The organism is Gordonia sp. CNJ-863, from assembly GCF_001942325.1.
GTDB lineage: Bacteria > Actinomycetota > Actinomycetes > Mycobacteriales > Mycobacteriaceae > Gordonia > Gordonia alkanivorans.
Genome location: NZ_MKKG01000007.1, coordinates 1 through 18,077 on the forward strand (window position 1 = coordinate 1; position 18,077 = coordinate 18,077).

General features: G+C 67.1%; 11 protein-coding genes, 1 tRNA gene and 1 pseudogene. 5 read left to right on the forward strand and 8 right to left on the reverse strand.

The features are described 5' to 3' along the window. Positions 1 to 82 precede the first annotated feature (82 nt). Together BJF87_RS03775 and BJF87_RS03780 are read right to left on the reverse strand one after the other, a co-directional pair. The gene (locus BJF87_RS03775) at positions 83 to 880 is read right to left on the reverse strand and encodes a hypothetical protein (protein ID WP_075862665.1); all 798 of its coding nucleotides are present in this window, start codon (positions 878 to 880) and stop codon (positions 83 to 85) included. A gap of 171 nt (positions 881 to 1,051) precedes the next feature. Continuing rightward, a tRNA-Gly gene (locus BJF87_RS03780) sits at positions 1,052 to 1,125 on the reverse strand. 158 nt (positions 1,126 to 1,283) lie between these two features. Between BJF87_RS03780 and BJF87_RS03785 the strand changes: the two genes are divergently transcribed. From BJF87_RS03785 to BJF87_RS03800, 4 genes and pseudogenes are all read left to right on the forward strand, one after another. After that, positions 1,284 to 2,783 carry a DUF222 domain-containing protein gene (locus BJF87_RS03785; RefSeq protein ID WP_075862666.1) on the forward strand — a complete coding sequence of 500 codons (1,500 nt, stop codon included), beginning with the start codon at positions 1,284 to 1,286 and terminating at the stop codon, positions 2,781 to 2,783. 20 nt (positions 2,784 to 2,803) lie between these two features. Continuing rightward, entirely contained in the window at positions 2,804 to 3,376 is a 573-nt protein-coding gene (gene dcd, locus BJF87_RS03790) for a dCTP deaminase (protein WP_006359909.1), read from the forward strand. A 76-nt stretch (positions 3,377 to 3,452) separates the two neighbouring features. Further along, a pseudogene (locus BJF87_RS03795) lies at positions 3,453 to 4,888 on the forward strand (UDP-glucose dehydrogenase family protein). An 81-nt stretch (positions 4,889 to 4,969) separates the two neighbouring features. After that, complete coding sequence (locus BJF87_RS03800; protein ID WP_075862667.1) at positions 4,970 to 6,763, forward strand: hypothetical protein; 1,794 nt, start codon at positions 4,970 to 4,972, stop codon at positions 6,761 to 6,763. A gap of 12 nt (positions 6,764 to 6,775) precedes the next feature. Here BJF87_RS03800 and BJF87_RS03805 read toward each other — a convergent pair whose 3' ends face one another. Further along, positions 6,776 to 7,366, reverse strand: a complete 591-nt coding sequence (locus tag BJF87_RS03805) for a TetR/AcrR family transcriptional regulator (protein ID WP_075862668.1) — start codon at positions 7,364 to 7,366, stop codon at positions 6,776 to 6,778. 106 nt (positions 7,367 to 7,472) lie between these two features. On the opposite strand from BJF87_RS03805, the gene BJF87_RS03810 reads away from it, so the two are divergent. Continuing rightward, positions 7,473 to 9,098: a DHA2 family efflux MFS transporter permease subunit gene (locus BJF87_RS03810; protein WP_075862705.1), complete on the forward strand. Its 1,626-nt coding sequence runs from the start codon at positions 7,473 to 7,475 to the stop codon at positions 9,096 to 9,098. On the opposite strand, the gene BJF87_RS03815 is transcribed toward BJF87_RS03810, so the two are convergent. From BJF87_RS03815 to BJF87_RS03835, 5 genes are all read right to left on the reverse strand, one after another. Further along, positions 9,060 to 10,187, reverse strand: coding sequence for a PDR/VanB family oxidoreductase (locus BJF87_RS03815; protein ID WP_075862669.1), 1,128 nt, complete (start codon positions 10,185 to 10,187; stop codon positions 9,060 to 9,062). The genes BJF87_RS03810 and BJF87_RS03815 overlap by 39 nt on opposite strands. 9 nt (positions 10,188 to 10,196) lie before the next feature. After that, the gene (locus BJF87_RS03820) at positions 10,197 to 11,108 is read right to left on the reverse strand and encodes a metal-dependent hydrolase (protein ID WP_006359903.1); all 912 of its coding nucleotides are present in this window, start codon (positions 11,106 to 11,108) and stop codon (positions 10,197 to 10,199) included. Continuing rightward, on the reverse strand, positions 11,105 to 12,883 hold the full coding sequence (locus BJF87_RS03825) for an SDR family oxidoreductase (RefSeq protein WP_035753012.1): 1,779 nt from the start codon (positions 12,881 to 12,883) through the stop codon (positions 11,105 to 11,107). Before BJF87_RS03825 ends, BJF87_RS03820 begins: the two co-directional genes overlap by 4 nt. A gap of 185 nt (positions 12,884 to 13,068) precedes the next feature. Further along, on the reverse strand, positions 13,069 to 14,322 hold the full coding sequence (locus BJF87_RS03830; protein WP_035752941.1) for a pyridoxal phosphate-dependent aminotransferase: 1,254 nt from the start codon (positions 14,320 to 14,322) through the stop codon (positions 13,069 to 13,071). A gap of 120 nt (positions 14,323 to 14,442) precedes the next feature. Further along, complete coding sequence (locus BJF87_RS03835) at positions 14,443 to 17,976, reverse strand: (Fe-S)-binding protein (RefSeq protein ID WP_075862670.1); 3,534 nt, start codon at positions 17,974 to 17,976, stop codon at positions 14,443 to 14,445. Positions 17,977 to 18,077 lie beyond the last annotated feature (101 nt).

Here is an 18,077-nt window from a genome sequence, read left to right on the forward strand (position 1 = left end):
CCTACCACCGCCGCAGACGACAGGACCGCCTCGGCAGATTGACCCCCATTGAATTCGAGACCATCATCAACCACGAGGCCCCTCAGGCCGCGTGACTAACCCTGTCACCTATCCGTGCACCAGGCCCGTCCTTGACTTCCCGCCACTGGTTGGATTGTCCGTGACCGAGGAAGATACGTGTGCCCGCCTGTGCGTCTGTCATCACTTGTCTCTCCGGTTCGGTACGCCCAAGATGTTGAGCCGCGTGTTTAGCGCTCTGTGACAAGGACCGGGCGGTATCGTAAACAGCTTTGTAAGACCGGGCGAGTCCCATCATGTTGTGGTGCGGAGCAATTGTGAAACCGCCATCGATAGCAGCTTGGTCGCGACTCATGACGATTCTGCGTGGGGGCGTTAATGAACGGGCAAACGAGTTCTTGCTCCGCGGAAAAGTTTCCTCAACTTTCTTCTTGAGCTCCTTCAAATAGGCATCCTCGTTTGAACTCAGCGCAGTGCTTAGGATTGATATCAACGATTCCTTGTGATCGAGGACCTGTTCCCGGTCTTTCGAGGCGCGGTCTTCGAGGCGCGTAATGTCTACTGCGCCTGAGCGGGCGATTATCTCCGCGTTGACCTCATCCACGCTATACGTACGCCATGGGGTTTCAGATCCACGCATCATGAATCCCCATTCCTGGCTAAAGCGTTCGTTTGAATCAGGGAGCCTGAAGTCGGCGTAATAGACTCTCGACTGGTAGCCCACGTTTGATCCGGACCACGACTTTCCGACGTCCTCGCCGGCCCCGTCGAGCGCAGCGATGTCGGCGCTGACGTCGGTGTATCCGTCGGCCAATCCCTCAAGGTCTGTCGCGATCTGTTCAAGCTCCTGGATCAGGGTCATTGCGCTCCTTTGCCCGTGCGATGCGTACCGCCGCCGATCGTATCGGGGGGCCGCGACAGACCGCCGCGATCGGAGCCTGCAAACGCACCTGTTGGGTAGCACGGGGGTAGCACGGTGACCGCCGACGCAGGGCTGGAAAGTTATGAAACACCGCTCTACCTGCGGTTACGTTGGAGCCGATGACGGGAATCGAACCCGCGTATTCAGCTTGGGAAGCTGATGTTCTGCCATTGAACTACATCGGCGTGCGAGCGCTGGGCTCGCGATCGAAAGCCTAGCAAACTGCGGTCGGGGTCTCCGCGAGCGGCGCGAAGATTTCTTGCGGATCGGGTTGCGCACCTGCGTAGACGTACGTACACTCGAACATAGTTTCGAGTAAAGCCATGATGACGGGGGTTAAATCATGGCTTTCTGCGAGCCATCTGCATCACAACCACTTCTTCTCGACCAGTACGAGCGTCTGCACGCATTGCTGGACGAGATCAGCGAGACGGCGTCCACGGACTGTTCCGACACCGACCTGCTCAAGGTCGCGATCGAGCACGAGCGCGCCGAGCGTCGCATGCTCACCTCGTTCGCCGACCACATCATCGACATCGACGAACGCTCCGCGTACCGGAAAGCCGGCTGCCAGACCGTCACCAACTTCGTCACGAGCGTGCTCAACCGCAGCGGAGAGGCCAACCGGCTCCTGAATCGCGTGTGGGCAATCGGGAAGTTCCCCGACATGCAGGGCGAGGTACTCGAGCCGCGATTTCCGGAGACCGCCAAAGGCGTTGCCGAAGGCGGGATCTCGGGGAGGAATGTCGACGTCATCGTCGAGGTGATGAAAAAGGTCCCGGCCGCCGTCGACCCGGCCGACCGTGAAGCCGCCGAGGCGACGCTTGCGCATTACGCGCGCGACTACGATCCGTCGTCGCTGCGCCAGCTCGGCGCACGCATCCTCGCGCACCTCGACCCCGATGGGAGCCTCACCGACGATCGCGATCGCGCCCGAATGCGCGGCATGCGCCTCGGTCCGCAGGACGCACAGCTGATGTCCAAGCTGACGGCCACCCTCGATCCCAAGACCCGCGCCATGCTCGACGTCGTGCTGGCGGTGTGGGCAGCGCCGGGTATGAACAACCCCGACGACCCGGAGTCACCCGCCGGAGACCCAGGGAACGCAGATCCCGACGCCCTTGCGGCGGCCGCCGAACGCGACGACCGATCGGCCGAGAAACGCAATCACGACGCCTTCAGTGCTCTACTGCGCCTGGTGCTCGACAGTGGCGCGCTCGGCCGATCCCACCACGGGCTGCCGCCGCAGGTCATCGTCACGATCACCGAATCGGCGCTCCGCGAGCGGGCCGGGGCTCCCGCGCGCACTGCTACAGGCGCGCTACTGCCGATCAAGGATGCCGTCGAACTCGCCGCCGAGTCGCAGCAGTACCTCGAGGTGTTCCGCGACCACACCAGTGAGGTCCTCTACCTCGGACGCGCCAAGCGCCTCGCATCCCGGGCCCAGCGGATCGCCGCGGTGGGCCGCGACGGTGGCTGCACGTGTCCACGCTGCACCCGGTCGTCCTTCGACTCTGAACTCCACCACGTGGCCGAATGGACGGCCGACCACGGTCCCACCGACATCGACAACATGACCACCGCATGCGGACCGCACAACCGTGCCGTCGGCCCCGGCGAGGACCAGTGGGCCACCACGATCGCCACGGAGGGGGTCGACGCAGGTCGCGCTGTCTGGCACCCGCCGACGTCGCACCCGGATCAGACCCCCAGGGTCAATCACGCCAACCGCACCGACGAGGTCCTCAACCGCATGCGCGCCGACGCCCGACGGCGCCGGTCGGGCGGCCGCGGGGGAGGTGAATCGTCCGGGCCGTCGGACACCGCCGCAGATCCACCGTGACCATTCGATAACCTCGACACGTGCTGCTCTCCGACCGCGACATCCGCTCCGAGATCGCTGACGGGCGCCTCGCCATCGATCCATTCGATCCTGCGCTCGTCCAGCCCTCCAGCGTCGACGTCCGGCTCGACAGTCTGTTCCGCGTGTTCAACAACACCCGGTACACCCACATCGACCCGGCCCAACGCCAAGACGAACTCACCACCCTTGTCGAACCGACAGAGGGTGAGCCTTTTGTGCTGCACCCGGGTGAGTTCGTGCTGGGCTCCACCCTCGAGGTGTGCAGCCTGCCCGACGATCTCGCCGGACGCCTCGAAGGAAAGTCGTCGCTCGGTCGCCTCGGCCTCCTGACCCACTCGACCGCCGGCTTCATCGACCCCGGCTTTTCCGGCCACATCACCCTGGAACTCTCCAACGTGGCCAACCTGCCGATCACACTGTGGCCAGGCATGAAGATCGGCCAGCTGTGCCTCATCCGCCTCAGCAGCCCGGCCGAGCACCCCTACGGCAGCGAGAAGGTCGGCTCGAAGTACCAGGGACAACGCGGCCCCACCCCGTCCAAGGCGTACCTGAACTTCATCAAGAACGACTGACAGTTCACCCACCCGATCACCACACGCAACGCGACGGTTGGTTGGCGGCACACCTGCCTGGGTAATCGTTGCGACCATGAAGCTCACGGTGATCGGTTGCGGGTACCTCGGCGCGACGCACGCGGCCTGCATGGCCGAACTCGGCCACGACGTCGTCGGTATCGACATCGACCCGCAGAAGGTCGAACGCCTGCAGGCCGGCGACGTCCCGTTCTTCGAACCCGGGCTCTCCGACATCCTTCGCCGCAACCTCGACGCCGGGCGACTGCGCTTCACCACCGACCATTCGGTCGCCGCCGACCACGCCTCGGTCCACTTCATCGGCGTCGGCACCCCGCAGGAGGTGCGAGGACACCGCGCCGACCTGTCCCACGTCCACGCGGCCGTCGATGCGCTCGTGCCCACGCTGCGGGGCACCCACGTTCTGATCGGCAAGTCCACCGTCCCCGTCGGCACGTGCGAGGAACTCTCGCACCGCATCTCGCACCTCTCGGCCCCCGGAGCCGACGTCGATTTGGCGTGGAGTCCGGAGTTCCTGCGCGAAGCTTCGCCGTCGAGGACACCCTCGCGCCCGACCGGATGGTCGTCGGCGTCGGACGGCTCGTCGACGACCCGCGGGTCCCGCAAGTGGAATCCCTGGCCGGCGAGGTCATCCGGGACATCTATCGCGAAGTCCTCGAAACCGGTATCCCGCTCATCGAGACCGATTGGGCCACCGCTGAACTGGTCAAGGTGTCCGCGAACGCCTTTCTCGCGACGAAGATCTCGTTCATCAACGCGATGAGTGAACTGTGTGAGATCGCCGGCGCCGACGTCGGCACACTCGCTGACGCGATGGGCCACGACGCCCGGATCGGACGGCGATTCCTGAACGCGGGACTGGGATTCGGCGGCGGCTGCCTGCCCAAGGACATCCGGGCGCTGACCGCCCGTGCCGACGAGATGGGCGCACCTCGCGCGGTCGGGTTTCTGCGCGAGGTCGACGCCATCAACATGCGACGACGCGGTGCCGCAGCGGAACTGGTCGCCGAAGCGCTCGGGGGAGAGGTGCTGGGCCGCAACGTCGCCGTCCTCGGAACCGCATTCAAGCCGGAGAGCGACGACGTCCGGGACTCTCCCGCACTCGCCGTCGCGGGCCGTCTCGCACTCGACGGTGCATCGGTCACCGTGTTCGACCCTCAGGCCATGGACAATTCGCGTCGGGTGCAACCGATGCTGAGCTATGCGAGCTCGGCGCGCGCGGCCTGCGATCGAGCGGATGTCGTCGTCGTCGCAACCGAATGGGCGGAGTTCGTGCACATGTCCCCGGACGAGCTCGCACCGGTGGTGCGGCACAAGCGCATCGTCGACGCGAGGCGCTGTCTCGACTCTCAGGCCTGGCGGTCGGCGGGGTGGGACTACCGCGCGCTCGGCGGGCCCGTGCCCGCGCGAAAAACTGAGACAACTACTTCGTTCACGCAGGTGAACGGGTTGCCGTCGAAAGCGATTCCCCGCGTAGACGTGTTAGGTTGAACCCCGCGATTGATCAGGGGGGCACCTTCTCGCCGTGGGGGCGTGCTGGGCGAGGTGCACACAAGTGCAGGAATTAGTCAGATGACCGACACAGTGTTCGATTCGGCTGTGGGGCCGGCCTCTGCGGCAGCAGAGGTCCCGGTGGACCCCACAGTGCTCGACGACGTGCGGTCCAAACTCCGTTCGCGCGGTCTGGACGACGATCCTCAAGTGGTTCTCCTGGGGCTCGACGGGAACGGATGCGTGTCGGTCGGACGTTTCGACACATCCCGCGGCACGGTCGCCGACACGTACGCCGACGCCGCGCTGTCGCTCGGGGCGCTCGACCGTGCCATCGCCGACCACCTGACCCGGATCGGACGGGTCGAATCCCCGACCTCGCCCGAGTGGCAGGACGAACTCTTCGAGCTCATCTCGCGCGGACGTGAACGACTGCAGGATTCCGATGGCACATTTTTGATGGGACGCCGACACATTCGGTTGTTCCGGATGGCGCGGCGAGATGTCGAGGAGGCCGGTGGTGCGCTCATCGCACGCGGTGAAGAGTTGGCTCGTGCGGCGGTGGCCGGCGCGCAGGCCCATGCAGTCGTCATCGCCGACGGCCTGGGCGTGTGGCCGGGTCTCCGCGACGGGATCGCGAAAGCCGTACCGGTACCGATCGTCGACGCCGCTCCCGGTCCGTTGACCGACGCAGTACCAGCCGGGCCGCTCGGTGTACCCCAAGACAAGCCCGAGGTACGCCAAGACAAGCCCGAGGTACCCCAAGACGAGCCCGAGCCAACAGTGACCGCCGAGAGTGACGCGACCGGTACCGACAGCCCGCCCACGACCGTCGAGGAGCCCGCGGCCGACAGCAACAGCGCTGACTCCGCAGAGGTCGCCGACGCGACCGACAGCTCAGACCCGGCCGAGCCGAAACCCGTGGACGACCGAGACGAGACACCGGCGTCCATGCAGGCGGAGGCGGCCGAGACGTCGGACGGTCGCGAGTCCGACCGTGACGACAGCGAGGCCGACCGTGACGACAGCGAGGCCGAGGTCGAGGACGTCGTCGACTCTGCGCCAGAGGACCTCGTCGACGTGGCGCCCGAGCGTGCTGCCGTCGAGGTGACCGCACCGACCGCTCCGAAGGTGTTGTCCGGGTCCGTCGGGCCTGACGACGCCCCGACCGGCAAACTCTCGCTGCCGTTCGATTCGCCGTCCGGAAGCCCCGGTCGCTCAGGTGATTTCCCGGTCATAGGTGCCGAGCAGATGTTCCAGGCGCCTGTTGCGCGCCCGGTGGACCTTGCTCCCGCAACGGCATTCGGCGCCCTGACGGCACATTCCGGACCCCCGGCGGTTCCGGAACCCGTGCCGGTTCAACACCACACGCCGGTCTCACCCGAGGGCAGCTTCCGGACGCCGCGGCCCGATGCCGGCCATCCCGGTGCGGGCCCAGCCCCTGACATGCCACCGCATGCGAACGTCCCTGCACCGGAACCACTTTCATTGGTTAATCGGCCAGGTCCGGCGCCGGTTCGCCCTCGGCGTGAGGTCCCGGCGAAGCGGGTGTTGGCAGGAGTGGCACTGGTGTGCGCGCTCGCCATCATCGGAGTGGCGGTCGCACTGGCCGCGGGGAGCAACGGTTCCTTCCCGGCGCCGGTCGCCGGTCCTACCACGCCGACCACGACGGCGCCGACCACCCAGGAATACGCCGATCCGGCCATCTTCGCGGAGGCACGTCAACCGGCTCAGCGCTACACGCCACCGCCACCGCCCGTGGCGACGAACGAGCCGGCACCTGCACCTCGACCCCGCTCCCGCGCACCGCGACCGCAGCGTGGTGTGACGATCCCGAATCCGATCCCCGGACTGCCGCCGATCGTCCTGCCGTGATCGGGCAGGGGTTCACTCGGCAGGCTGTGCCCGCAGACCCCGCGCGATGAAGTCGAGTACGTTCTCGTAGTTCGTGTCGGCATCGACGTTCGGCGGCAGCGCACCCATGAGTTCCAGACTCACCGCCCCGTGCACCGCCGACCAGGTCTGCATCGCGAGCGTCGTCGGGTCGCCCGTCGCGACCACGCCCGCGACCTGGCCGTAGCGGATGACGTCGACCAGCACCTCGAACGCATGAGCCGCGACCTCGAGGTCCGGTGTGCACCGGGCGGAGAACATCAGTCCGTAGACCACGGGACTCGACGTGGCAAAGCGACGGTAACCGCGCCCCGAGTTCCGCAGGCGCGTGGACGGATCGTCGTCCGTCGCGGCCACCGCACGACCCAGCTCGGCGTAACCGTCGGTGACCAGCGCATCCAGCAGCCCGTCGCGGCCGTCGAAGTGGTTGTAGACGCCCATCGGCGCGACCTTCGCCTCGGCCGCCGCCGCTCGCACGGTCAGTCCCGCCTCGCCGTCCCGCTCGAGGATCGTGCGGCCGGCACGGATGAGGGATGACCGGACTTCGGTGGCTGAGGTTCGCGTGCGCGGCTTCGCGGGAGACATATTGACAAGCTACTAGCACGGTGTTCTTCTTGTATAGAACGGTGTTCTACAACAGTGGAGCGGCGTTCCATAACTGAACTCTCGCTCACGGAACAGGAGAATGCCGATGCGTACTGGACGTATGGGCTCACGCTGGTGGGCGCTCGGCGCCCTCAGCTTTGCCGAACTGCTGGTCATGATCGACAACACGATCGTCAACGTCGCCCTGCCGACGCTGGCCCGCGACCTCGACGCCGGGATCTCCGGCCTGCAATGGATCGTCGACGCGTACACGCTCGTCTTCGCCGGCCTCCTCCTGACCGGCGGCTATCTGGGCGACCGGTTCGGTCACCGGCGGATGCTCCTCACCGGTGTCATCGGCTTCATGGCGGTGTCGGTCCTCGCTGCGTCGTCGCAGAGCCTCGGACAGCTCATCGCTTCCCGCGGCGGCCTCGGACTCTTTGCGGCACTGGTGTTCCCAGCGACGCTGGCGATCATCACGACGATCTTCGTCGACGCCAAGGAGCGGGCGATGGCCGTCGGCATCTGGGCGGCCGTCTCGGGTATCGCCGTCGCCATCGGTCCCGTGACGGGTGGCTGGTTGCTCGAGCACTTCTCGTGGACCTCGGTGTTCTGGGTCAACGTCCCGTTCGGGCTGGCCGCGCTCGCCGTGATCCTCGCGGTCGTGCCCGGTACCCGGCCACTGGCGGTGCCCCGATTCGACGCTGTCGGAGTGAGTCTCTCGGTCGCCGGTCTGGGGTTGCTCACGTACACCCTGATCGAAGCGCCGAACGTCGGTTGGGGTGAGACCCGCACGGTCCTCGGAATCGTCGCTGCTCTTGCGATTCTGGCCGTGTTCGTCGTGACCCAACTGCGTATCGCCCATCCCATCCTCGACGTGCGGCTGTTCGCCAACCGGCACTTCGCCACCGCGGCCGGGATGATCAGCGTGGCGTTCTTCGCTCTCTTCGGGTTCATCTTCCTGATCACCCAGTTCTTCCAGGCGGTCAAGGGTTACGGCCCACTCGCCGCCGGTGTGCGAACCCTGCCGTTCGCCATCGTGATGGCGGTGCTGTCGCCGGTGGCGATGGCTCTCTCACACCGGTTCGGGGCGCGCTACGTCGCGGTGACGGGTGCCTTCCTGATGTCTGGTGGGTTCGCGCTCGTCGAGTTGTCCTCGCGGACATCGGGATACTGGGAGCTCATCGTCTGGGCGATGTCGCTGATGGCCGCCGGCCTGGCGTTCATCTCGGGTCCGTGCACGCAGCTCATCATGGATGCGCTGCGTCCGGAGCAGGCTGGTGCGGGCAGTGCGGTCAACGACACCACCCGCGAGATCGGCGGCACGCTCGGCGTCGCGGTACTCGGCTCGATCCTGACCTCGGCCTATGTCGCCGGCATCGGGGATCGGCTGTCGGGCAGTGGGTTACCGCGCGAGGTGGTCGCCACCGCGGAACAGTCGGTGATGGCCGGGGTCGAGGTCGCCGGCCGGGTGCCCGCCGCCATGAGCGACACGGTCCGCGCCGCGGTCCAGGAGGTCTTCATGGACGGCCTGCACAACGCGGTGTGGGCGGCGGTGGCCATCACCGCGGCAGCCGGTGTGGCAGCGGTGTTCCTGCTACGCGGCACGGTTGCCGGGCGTCACGTGCCCTTCGAGACGCATCCTCCGCAAGCTCCTCAGGGAACAGGGGTTGCGCGTGCGCGGGGGGATGTCTCACAGATCGAGCGTGAGGTTCCCGCCGGCACTGCGTGACACGCAGGTCAGCATCGTCCCGGCCTCGCGTTCGGGCTCGGTCAGGATGTTGTCGCGGTGATCGATGTCGCCGGACAACGTCCTGACCTTGCATGTGCCGCAGAAGCCTTGCTGACACGAGTACGGCACCGACGGCATCACCCGCCGGATCGCCGCGAGCGCCGACTCGTCGGCGGCCACCGGGATCTGTGCACCCGTGGACGCCAGCGTCACCGTGAACGGTGAGCCGTTCTCCACCGGAGGCGGACTGAAGCGCTCGTAGTGCAGTTCGATGTCGGCGCGGTCGGCCAGATGGCGGCGGAGGCTCTCCAGCATCGGCACCGGCCCGCAGCAGTACACGGCGAGATCGGCGTCGGAATCGGGGACCGGGCCGACCAGCTCCGACATGGTCGGGAGTCCGTGCTGATCGTCGGTCCGGATGGTGATGCGGTCGCCGAACTTCGCGACCTCGTCGAGGAAGGGGATCGAGTCCGCGGAGCGCCCGGTGTAGATCATCGACCAGTCCAGCCCGAAGCGCTCGGCCACCGCGAGCATCGGCAGGATCGGCGTGATGCCGATCCCGGCGGCGATGAAGCGAATCCGACGTGCGGGGGAGCCGTGGCCGGGAACCGCCAGCGGAAAAGCGTTGCGCGGACCCTTGATCGACACCACATCCCCGACCTCCAGGGCGTCATGGACCTCGATCGAACCCCCGCCGCCGTCGGGGATGCGACGCACCGCGATGCGGTGGTGCTCGCGATCGGCGGTGTCGCCGCACAGCGAATATTCTCGCATCCGCCCGGATGGCAGCAGCACGTCGATGTGGGCGCCGGCGTGCCAGGACGGCAACACGCCCCCATCGGCGGCGGCCAGCGTCAGCGCGATCACGTTCTCGTCATATGCGACGACTTCGCGATTCCCGATGCGCACCTGAGTGATCCCAGGGTTGACCGGTGCCGGCCTCAACGGGGACAGCGGGCGCCACGCAGGCCACCAGGCCCGCATGAACGCGGTGCCGACCGTGAGGATCGGATCACGGCGCCACCGCCCGTAGAGATGTGGGGGCGGTTGGGTCAGGCTCGTCGAATGTGGATGTGCGCGTTGATTCATCGGAGTCCCTCACGCGGCGTTGCGCGCGGCCGGCGACGAAGCGAGGTAGGCGACGGCCTGGGCGGTGCTGCCGATCTGCTCCGGGCGGAACCCGGGACGGAAGTAACTGAACGTGGAGAAGACGATGCTCCGCAGCGGCGGGAGCACGTCGGCGCGTACGCCGCGGTGGAACTGCCACTTCTTCTGGATGTAGTTGAAGGACACCGACGTGTCCTGCTTCATGATGAAGCGGTATCCGCGCTGCACCAGGAACAGCAGTATCGGGAGGACGGCGAGCATCGCGCGCCCGCGGCGCAGGTAGCTGTCCCCGAAGTACGCGGCGACGTCGTGCGCGACGGCGCGGTGTTCGACTTCCTCGGCGCCGTGCCACATGAACAGGTCGGCCATCGTCGGATGCGCGCCTGCCTCGATCCAGTTGTTGTTCAACGCGAAATCGCCGAGCACTGCGGTGTAGTGCTCGAGCGCCGCGATCAGCCACAGGCGCTCGACGAGGTGCTTGTGGCGGGCCTCGGTGGAGCCGCTCGTCGCCGGACCGAGAACTCGACGGAAGATCCACTCCATCTGCAACTGGTAGGGGCGGGGATCGATGCCGTGGTGATCGAGGAACTCCCACAGCACGTGGTCGTGGGCCTCGGCGTGCATGGCCTCCTGGCCGATGAAACCTCGCATCCGGGAGGCGAGTTCCTCGTCGGCGACCAGCGGCAGCGCCTCGTTGTAGGTCTGCACGAACCAGCGCTCACCCTCCGGTAGAAGGAGATTCAGCACGCTGATGAAGTTCGAAGCGACGGGGTGACCGGGAATCCAGTGCAGGGGGACGTCGTCCCAGTCGAAGGCCACATTGCGGGCGTGTAGTTCGACGGGTCCGGGATCGGCCTGATCGGTCGGGGACAGATCGGGACGCGGGCGTTCGACGGTGCTCATCCGGTGACCTTCTGTCGGGCGCCGATGCGCGACAACCACGGCGCGAAACGGTAGATGCGATAGCCGACCTTCGCCTCGGGCGTCACCGGGACGACGGCCTTGTTGTGCTCGATGGCCGAGACGATCTCGGTGGCCACCCGATCCGGGGTGAAGCCACGACGCTGATAGAAGCGGTCCAGGCGATCCCGTTGTGACTGTTCGGAAGCGGAGTCGAGACCGGCGATCGGCGTCGACGCCACGATGTTGGTGTCGACGATCCCCGGGCAGATGGCGCTCACGCCGATGCGGTGTTCGGCGAGCTCGGCCCGCAGCGACTCGGAGAACAGCAGGACACCGGCCTTCGACGCCGAGTACAACCCGAGACTGCGCGAAGGCGTGAACGCCGCGGCCGACGAGACGTTGACGATGTGTCCGCCGACCCCGCGTTCCACCATCTGCCGGCCGAACTCGCGGCTCCCGGTGATGACGCCGCGCAGGTTGACGTCGAGGAGTCGGTCGACCTGCTCGTCGGTTGCGGCGAGAGCTCCACCGGCCAAACCGATTCCGGCGTTGTTGAGCACGACGTCGGGGACGCCGTGCTGCTCGCGGACCGCCGCGGCGAAGGACACGAACGCGTCGGTGTCGGAGACGTCGAGCAGGTAGGCGTGAGCCACCGCCCCGGCGACCTTGCAGGCCTGCTCGGTTTCGGCCGCGGTGTCCAGATTCCGATCGGCGAGCACGAGTTCGCAGCCGCGCTCGGCGAGAAGAAGTGCGGTCTCCCGTCCGATACCGCTACCCGCACCGGTGATCACGACAAGCTTCCCGGCAAGGGGTTTCGGTTCGCCGAACACCCTCGACCGTTCGACGGTCGGCGGGGCGTCGCCGCCGGTCTGGGCGGCCAGGAAGTCCAGGACCGTCTCGGTCAGGTAGTCCGGGTGGGTGTACGGCAACCAGTGGCCGGTGGGGGTGTCGCGTCGCCACAGCTTCGCCGCAAAGGTCGGGGTGTTCTCGTAGATGGCCGGGCGCAGGGCGATGTCGCGTTCGTTGACCACCTGCAGGACGGGCACCGTTGTCGGGCGCGGCTCCGGGCGGAGGAGCTTCTGGCGGATGTTGGCTCGGTACAACGCGAGTCCGGTGATCATGTCGCGGCGTAGGGTTCCGGCGACGACGACGTTCTCCGGTGGTGTGCCCTCGACAGTGTGCAGGAACTGCTTCCACGCCCGCGGATTTCCGAGCGCGGTCAGCAGCACGTTCGGGAGTAGGGGAAGCTGGAACAATCCCGTGTAGGCCGACGAGAGTGATTGCGTCGCAATGGTTCGCACGCGGTGGGGTGTCGGACGGGTCAGCCCTTCGCGAAGCAAGTGGCCGAGGTGATCGAGATTCGGTCCGGAGACCGAGACGAAGGATGCGATGCGGGTGTGCGCCCGCGGCCGGCTCACGGCCTCCCACGCCTGGACCGAACCCCAGTCGTGACCGACGACGTGGACGGGAGCGTCGGGGCTGACAGCTTCGGCGACGGCGAAGAGGTCGTCGGCGAGTTCGGCCAGCCGGTACGCCCCGGCCGTGCGCGGGCGATCGCTCTCGCCGAAGCCGCGGCAGTCGTAGGCCACCACGTGGTACTTCTCGGCCAGCCGGGGCGCGATGTGCGTCCAGAGGTGGTGGGTGTCGGGCCAGCCGTGAACCAGCAGGACCGTCGGATTCCCCGGGTCGCCGAGCTCGAAGGTCGCCAGCGTGACGTCGCCGGACACCGTCCCCCGCCGCCAGTCGGGCCGCACCTGCACTGCCTGTTCGGACATCCGTGTCACCTCGCTGTAGACCCCGATTGGAGTTACACGTTACCAACGGTTACATAAATGTCCAGACCCTTGCGCGAACCCGTCTCAGTGCGGATTCCCCGGGTACGCGGACCGAAACCAGACCGGGACGCGAAAAGGCCCGGGTCCGTCGAGACCCGGGCCTGCCGCCGCGTGGGAGCTGCCGCCTACTGGCGGTACGAGGAAAGGAAGTTGCCGATCCGCTCGACGGCCTCTTTCAGGTCGCGTGACCACGGCAGCGTGACGATGCGGAAATGGTTGGTGTCATCGAGGTTGAACCCGCTGCCCTGCACGACGAGGATCTTCTCCTGCAGCAGGAGGTCCTGGACGAACAGCTCGTCGTCGTGGATCTCGTGCACCTCGGGATCGAGGCGCGGGAAGGCGTACAGGGCGCCCTTGGGCTTCACGCAGCTGACGCCGGGGATCTCGTTGAGCTTCTCCCAGGTGACGTTGCGCTGCTCGTAGAGCCGGCCGCCGGGGGAGACGAGCGCATCGATGGACTGATAGCCGCCGAGCGCCACCTGAATGGCGTGCTGCCCAGGCACATTCGCGCACAGTCGAGTGGAGGCGAGGATGCCCATGCCCTCGATGAATCCCTTGGCGTGTTCCTTCGGGCCGGTCATCACGACCCAGCCGGCGCGGTACCCGCACACCCGGTACGCCTTCGACAGGCCGTTGAAGGTCAGGCACAGCAGATCGGGAGCCAGCGACGCGACGTTCACGTGCTCGGCCTCGTCGTAGATGATCTTGTCGTAGATCTCGTCGGCCAGGATCAGCAGCGAGTGCTGACGAGCCAGTTCGACGAGCTGCTGCAGGACCTCGCGTGAGTAGACCGCGCCCGTCGGGTTGTTGGGGTTGATGATGACGATCGCCTTGGTGCGGTCGGTGATCTTCGACGCGATGTCGGCGATGTCGGGGTTCCAGCCGTTCGCCTCGTCGCACCGGTAGTGGACGGGGGTGCCGCCGGAGAGCGAGGTCATCGCCGTCCAGAGCGGGTAGTCCGGTGCCGGGATCAGTACCTCGTCGCCGTCGTTCAGCAGCGCCTGCATCGTCATCGTGATGAGCTCGGAGACGCCGTTGCCCAGGATGACGTCGTCGACGTCGAAGTACGGGAAGTCGGGGATCAGCTCGTATCGCGTCACCACCGAACGCCGAGCGGACAGCACACCGGCGGACTCGGAGTATCCCTGCGAGTACGGGAGTGCGTGAATCATGTCGCGCATGATCACGTCGGGTGCCTCGAACCCGAACAGGGCAGGATTGCCGATGTTCAGCTTGAGGATGCGATGGCCCTCCGCCTCGAGCCGCTGCGCGTGCGCGTGTACGGGTCCGCGGATCTCGTAACACACGTTCTGCAGCTTGAGCGACTGCTCGAGCGGCTTGAGGTTCTGGTTCAGATGCGACACATGGGGCCTACTCACGGGTTCAATTGTCGCAGCCGGACGCAAACGGGTTTCCGCCAGTGCTGTGCGACCGTGGTCTGGCCCACGAAAAACGGGCTCCGACCGCGGTGGTCGGAGCCCGTTCTCGGTATTGCGGAACTACTGGTGGCCGGGCCGCTTCTTGCCGGCCGCGATGCCGAAGCCCTTGGACTTCGACGCCCCGGTCTCGGCGATGGTCCGGGCGTCGCCCGAGCCGTTGCTCGACGGGGCCGGGACCTCGGTCCCGTTCGCCTCGGCCGGCGCCTCAGCGGCCGGCGCCTCAGCGGCCGGCGCCTCGGCTGCCGGGGTCTCCTCGACCTCGGGTGCCTCGGCGGGCTCCTCGGGTTCCGGAGCCGCCTCGGGAGCGGGAGCGGCCTCTGCCGGTGCCGCCGCTTTCGGAGCGGCCTTGCTCGCCCCACCGGGACGCTTCTTGCCCGCGGCCATGCCGAAGCCCTTGGCCTTGGCCGGCTTCTCCTCGGTCAGCGCCGCAGCCGAACCACCCTGGGGTGACTCCGCCGCCGGCTCGGCCTCGGCAGCCGGTGCCTCGGTCGCAGGGGCCTCAGCGGCGGGGGCCGCCACCGGAGCGTCCGCAGCCGCGGACGGCTTGGGAGCGGCCTTGCCGATTCCGCCCGGACGCTTCTTGCCCGCAGCCATGCCGAAGCCCTTGGCCTTGCCCGGCACTTCTTCCGTCGCCGCTGTGGCTGTGGCGGTGACCGACTCGGTGTCGACGGTCGGGGCGGCATCGGGTGCCGACTCGGCCTCGTCGACCTTGTTCTCGGCGGGAGCGGTCACACCGGCGTCGGCTGCTGCCGCGTTCGGGGTGGACGCCTTCTGGCCGGGACGCTTGCCCGCGGCCATGCCGAAGCCCTTGGCCTTGGCCGGCTTCGCCTCCGCGGTCTTCTCTGCCGGTGCCTCGGCCTTCACGGCCTCCGACGACTCGGCCTCGGCGGGAGCAGGAGCTGCCGAAGCGGCAGGCTTGCTCGCCGCACCCGGACGCTTCGCGCCGCCCTTCATGCCGAAGCCCTTCGAGGCGGGCTTCGTCTCGGCCGGTGCCTCAGCAGGAGCCTCGGCGGGTGCCGACGCGGCGGCCGGTGCTGCAGCCGCAGCACCCGGCTTCTTGCCGCCCTTCATGCCGAAGCCCTTGGAAGCGGGCTTCTTCTCGGCCGGAGCTTCCGCCGGTGCCTCGGTTTTGGCTGCGGCGCCGGGCTTCTTGCCACCCTTCATGCCCAGGCCGACCTTCGGCTTCGGAGCAGCCTCGGTGGTTGCGGTCGCGGTCGCGGCCGCTGCGGCCGGGACCTTTTCGGGTTCGGGCTCGGCCTCCGGCTCGGGAGCGCTCGGGCGCGGGCCGAGGTAACGGCCGCCGAGCTTGACCTCGGTCTTGCCGCGCTTGACCGAGTCGAGTAGCAGCTGTGCGACGTCGACGACCTCGACCTTGCCCTCGGACTCGGTGCCACTGGTCCGGGCGGTCACACCGTCGGTGAGCATCACGCGGCAGAACGGGCAGCCCGTCGCCACCTTCTTGACCTCGCCGGTGGTGTCGCCGAGGGTGTCGAGCGCCTCGTCGACCCGGTCGAGGTTGATGCGCTTGCCGATCTGCTCTTCCATCCACATGCGGGCGCCGCCGGCACCACAGCACATGGACCGTTCGCCGTGACGCGGCATCTCGGTGAGAGTCGATCCGGCCGCACCCATCAGCTCACGCGGGGCGTCGTAGACCTTGTTGTGGCGGCCCAGATAGCACGGGTCGTGGTAGGTGACGCCCTCGCCGAGCGGGGCGACCGGCACGAGGCGCTTCTCGCGGACCAGGCGGTTGAGTAGCTGCGTGTGGTGGACGACCTCGTACTTGGCGCCCAGCTGCGGGTACTCGTTGCCCAGTGCGTTGAAGCAGTGCGCACAGGTGACGACGACCTTCTTGCGCTGCTCGGGTGCGGTCGAGAAGACCTCGCCCAGCATCTCGATGTTCTGCTGCGCGAGCATCTGGAACAGGAACTCGTTGCCGGCGCGTCGTGCGGAGTCACCGGTACAGGTCTCGCCTTCGCCGAGGACCATGAAGTTGACCGCGGCCATGTCGAGGAGCTCGGCGACGGCCTTGGTGGTCTTCTTCGCGCGGTCTTCGTAGGCGCCGGCGCAGCCGACCCAGAACAGGTACTCGAAGCCCTCGAACGACTCGACGTCCTTGCCGAAGACCGGGATGTCGATGTCCATCTCGTCGATCCAGGCGGTACGCGCGGAGGCGTTCTGGCCCCACGGGTTGCCCTTGTTCTCGAGGTTCTTGAACATGCCGGCCAGTTCGGTCGGGAAGTCCGACTCGATCAGGACCTGGTAGCGGCGCATGTCGAGGATGTGGTCGACGTGCTCGATGTCGACCGGGCACTGCTCGACGCAGGCACCACAGGTGGTGCAGCTCCACAGGGTCTCGGTGTCGATGACCGCACCCAACGCCTCGGGATCGAATTCACCCTCGGCCGACTCGATGCCCTCGCCGCCGCCGATCTTGCCCTTGGACTCGCCGACCAGCTTGCGGGAAGCCTCGGCGCGAGCGGCCTCGGGGATCGCGTTGAGCTTGGCCTCGTCGACGTTGCCGTCGGCGTCGACCAGGCCGACCTCGTCGCCGCCCATGTCCTTGCGACCACCGGCCAGCAGGTACGGGGCCTTGGCGTTGCCGTGGTCGCGCAGCGACATGATGAGCAGCTTCGGCGACAGCGGCTTACCGGTGTTCCAGGCCGGGCACTGCGACTGGCAGCGGCCACACTCGGTACAGGTGCTGAAGTCGAGCCAGCCCTTCCAGGAGAAGTCCTCGATCTTGCCCGCACCGAACGCGTCGACGTCCGGATCGGCGGTCTCCATGTCGAGGACCTTGCCCTGGCTCATCATCGGCTTGGCCGCACCGAGGGCGACGCCGCCGTCGGCCTCACGCTTGAAGTAGATGTTGAAGAACGCCGAGAAACGGTGCCACGCAACGCCCCAGTCGGTGTTCAGGCCGACGACGGCCAGCCAGACCATGCCGCTCATCAGCTTGATGACCGCGAAGATCGACACCAGCGTCGGCGACGCGGGCAGGATCTTCGCCACGTTCATGGTGAAGAAGTCCGAGTAGGCGTTGGCGTGACCGTAGGTCGCGATCTTCGACGCCTTCACCAGGATCATGCCCAGACCCTCGAGCAGGACGACGGCCTCGACGAAGTAGGCCGCGCCGAAGCGGGATCCGGAGAACCGCGAGATGCGCTCGGGGACGCGCGGGTGGTTGAGCTGGCGGATGACGATCAGCACCATGATGCCGACCACCGTGCCGATGCCCAGGATCTCGTCCCACAGGTGCCACGCGAAGGTGTCACCGAAGACCGGCCAGTGGAACTCCGGGTTGATCGACTGGCCATAGGCCTCGAACCACAGCAGGGCGCCGCCCATGAAGCCGATCATGACCAGCCAGTGGGCCCAGCCCACCGTCCGGAACTTCACCATGCGGGTGTGGGCGATGAACTCCTTGATCATCGTCACCAGTCGCGGGATCACCGGCCAGAATCGGGACCCGTCGACCTTCTGGCCGAGTTTGATGGTGCGGAACATCCGCACCACTCCGCCGAGGAACAGGTACCAACAGAAGAGGCTGATCACCGCTGCTGTGGTGCCGATGGCAATCGTCGTGGCTGTCACGGGCGCGTACCGGCCTTTCGTCTAGGTCGTCCCGCCGCCGGAGGAAGCGCACAGAGTGCGCAGGGCTGTCCCCGCGGAGCGGTGTACTACAGGTAACCGTA

Excerpts from the sequence above, each read along its gene's own strand:
- BJF87_RS03815 (WP_075862669.1), bottom strand. The coding sequence starts at position 10,187 with ATGAATCAACGCGCACATCCACATTCGACGAGCCTGACCCAACCGCCC.
- BJF87_RS03810 (WP_075862705.1), top strand. The coding sequence starts at position 7,473 with ATGCGTACTGGACGTATGGGCTCACGCTGGTGGGCGCTCGGCGCCCTC.
- BJF87_RS03805 (WP_075862668.1), bottom strand. The coding sequence starts at position 7,366 with ATGTCTCCCGCGAAGCCGCGCACGCGAACCTCAGCCACCGAAGTCCGG.
- BJF87_RS03825 (WP_035753012.1), bottom strand. The coding sequence starts at position 12,883 with ATGTCCGAACAGGCAGTGCAGGTGCGGCCCGACTGGCGGCGGGGGACG.
- BJF87_RS03785 (WP_075862666.1), top strand. The coding sequence starts at position 1,284 with ATGGCTTTCTGCGAGCCATCTGCATCACAACCACTTCTTCTCGACCAG.
- BJF87_RS03775 (WP_075862665.1), bottom strand. The coding sequence starts at position 880 with ATGACCCTGATCCAGGAGCTTGAACAGATCGCGACAGACCTTGAGGGA.
- BJF87_RS03820 (WP_006359903.1), bottom strand. The coding sequence starts at position 11,108 with ATGAGCACCGTCGAACGCCCGCGTCCCGATCTGTCCCCGACCGATCAG.
- BJF87_RS03800 (WP_075862667.1), top strand. The coding sequence starts at position 4,970 with ATGACCGACACAGTGTTCGATTCGGCTGTGGGGCCGGCCTCTGCGGCA.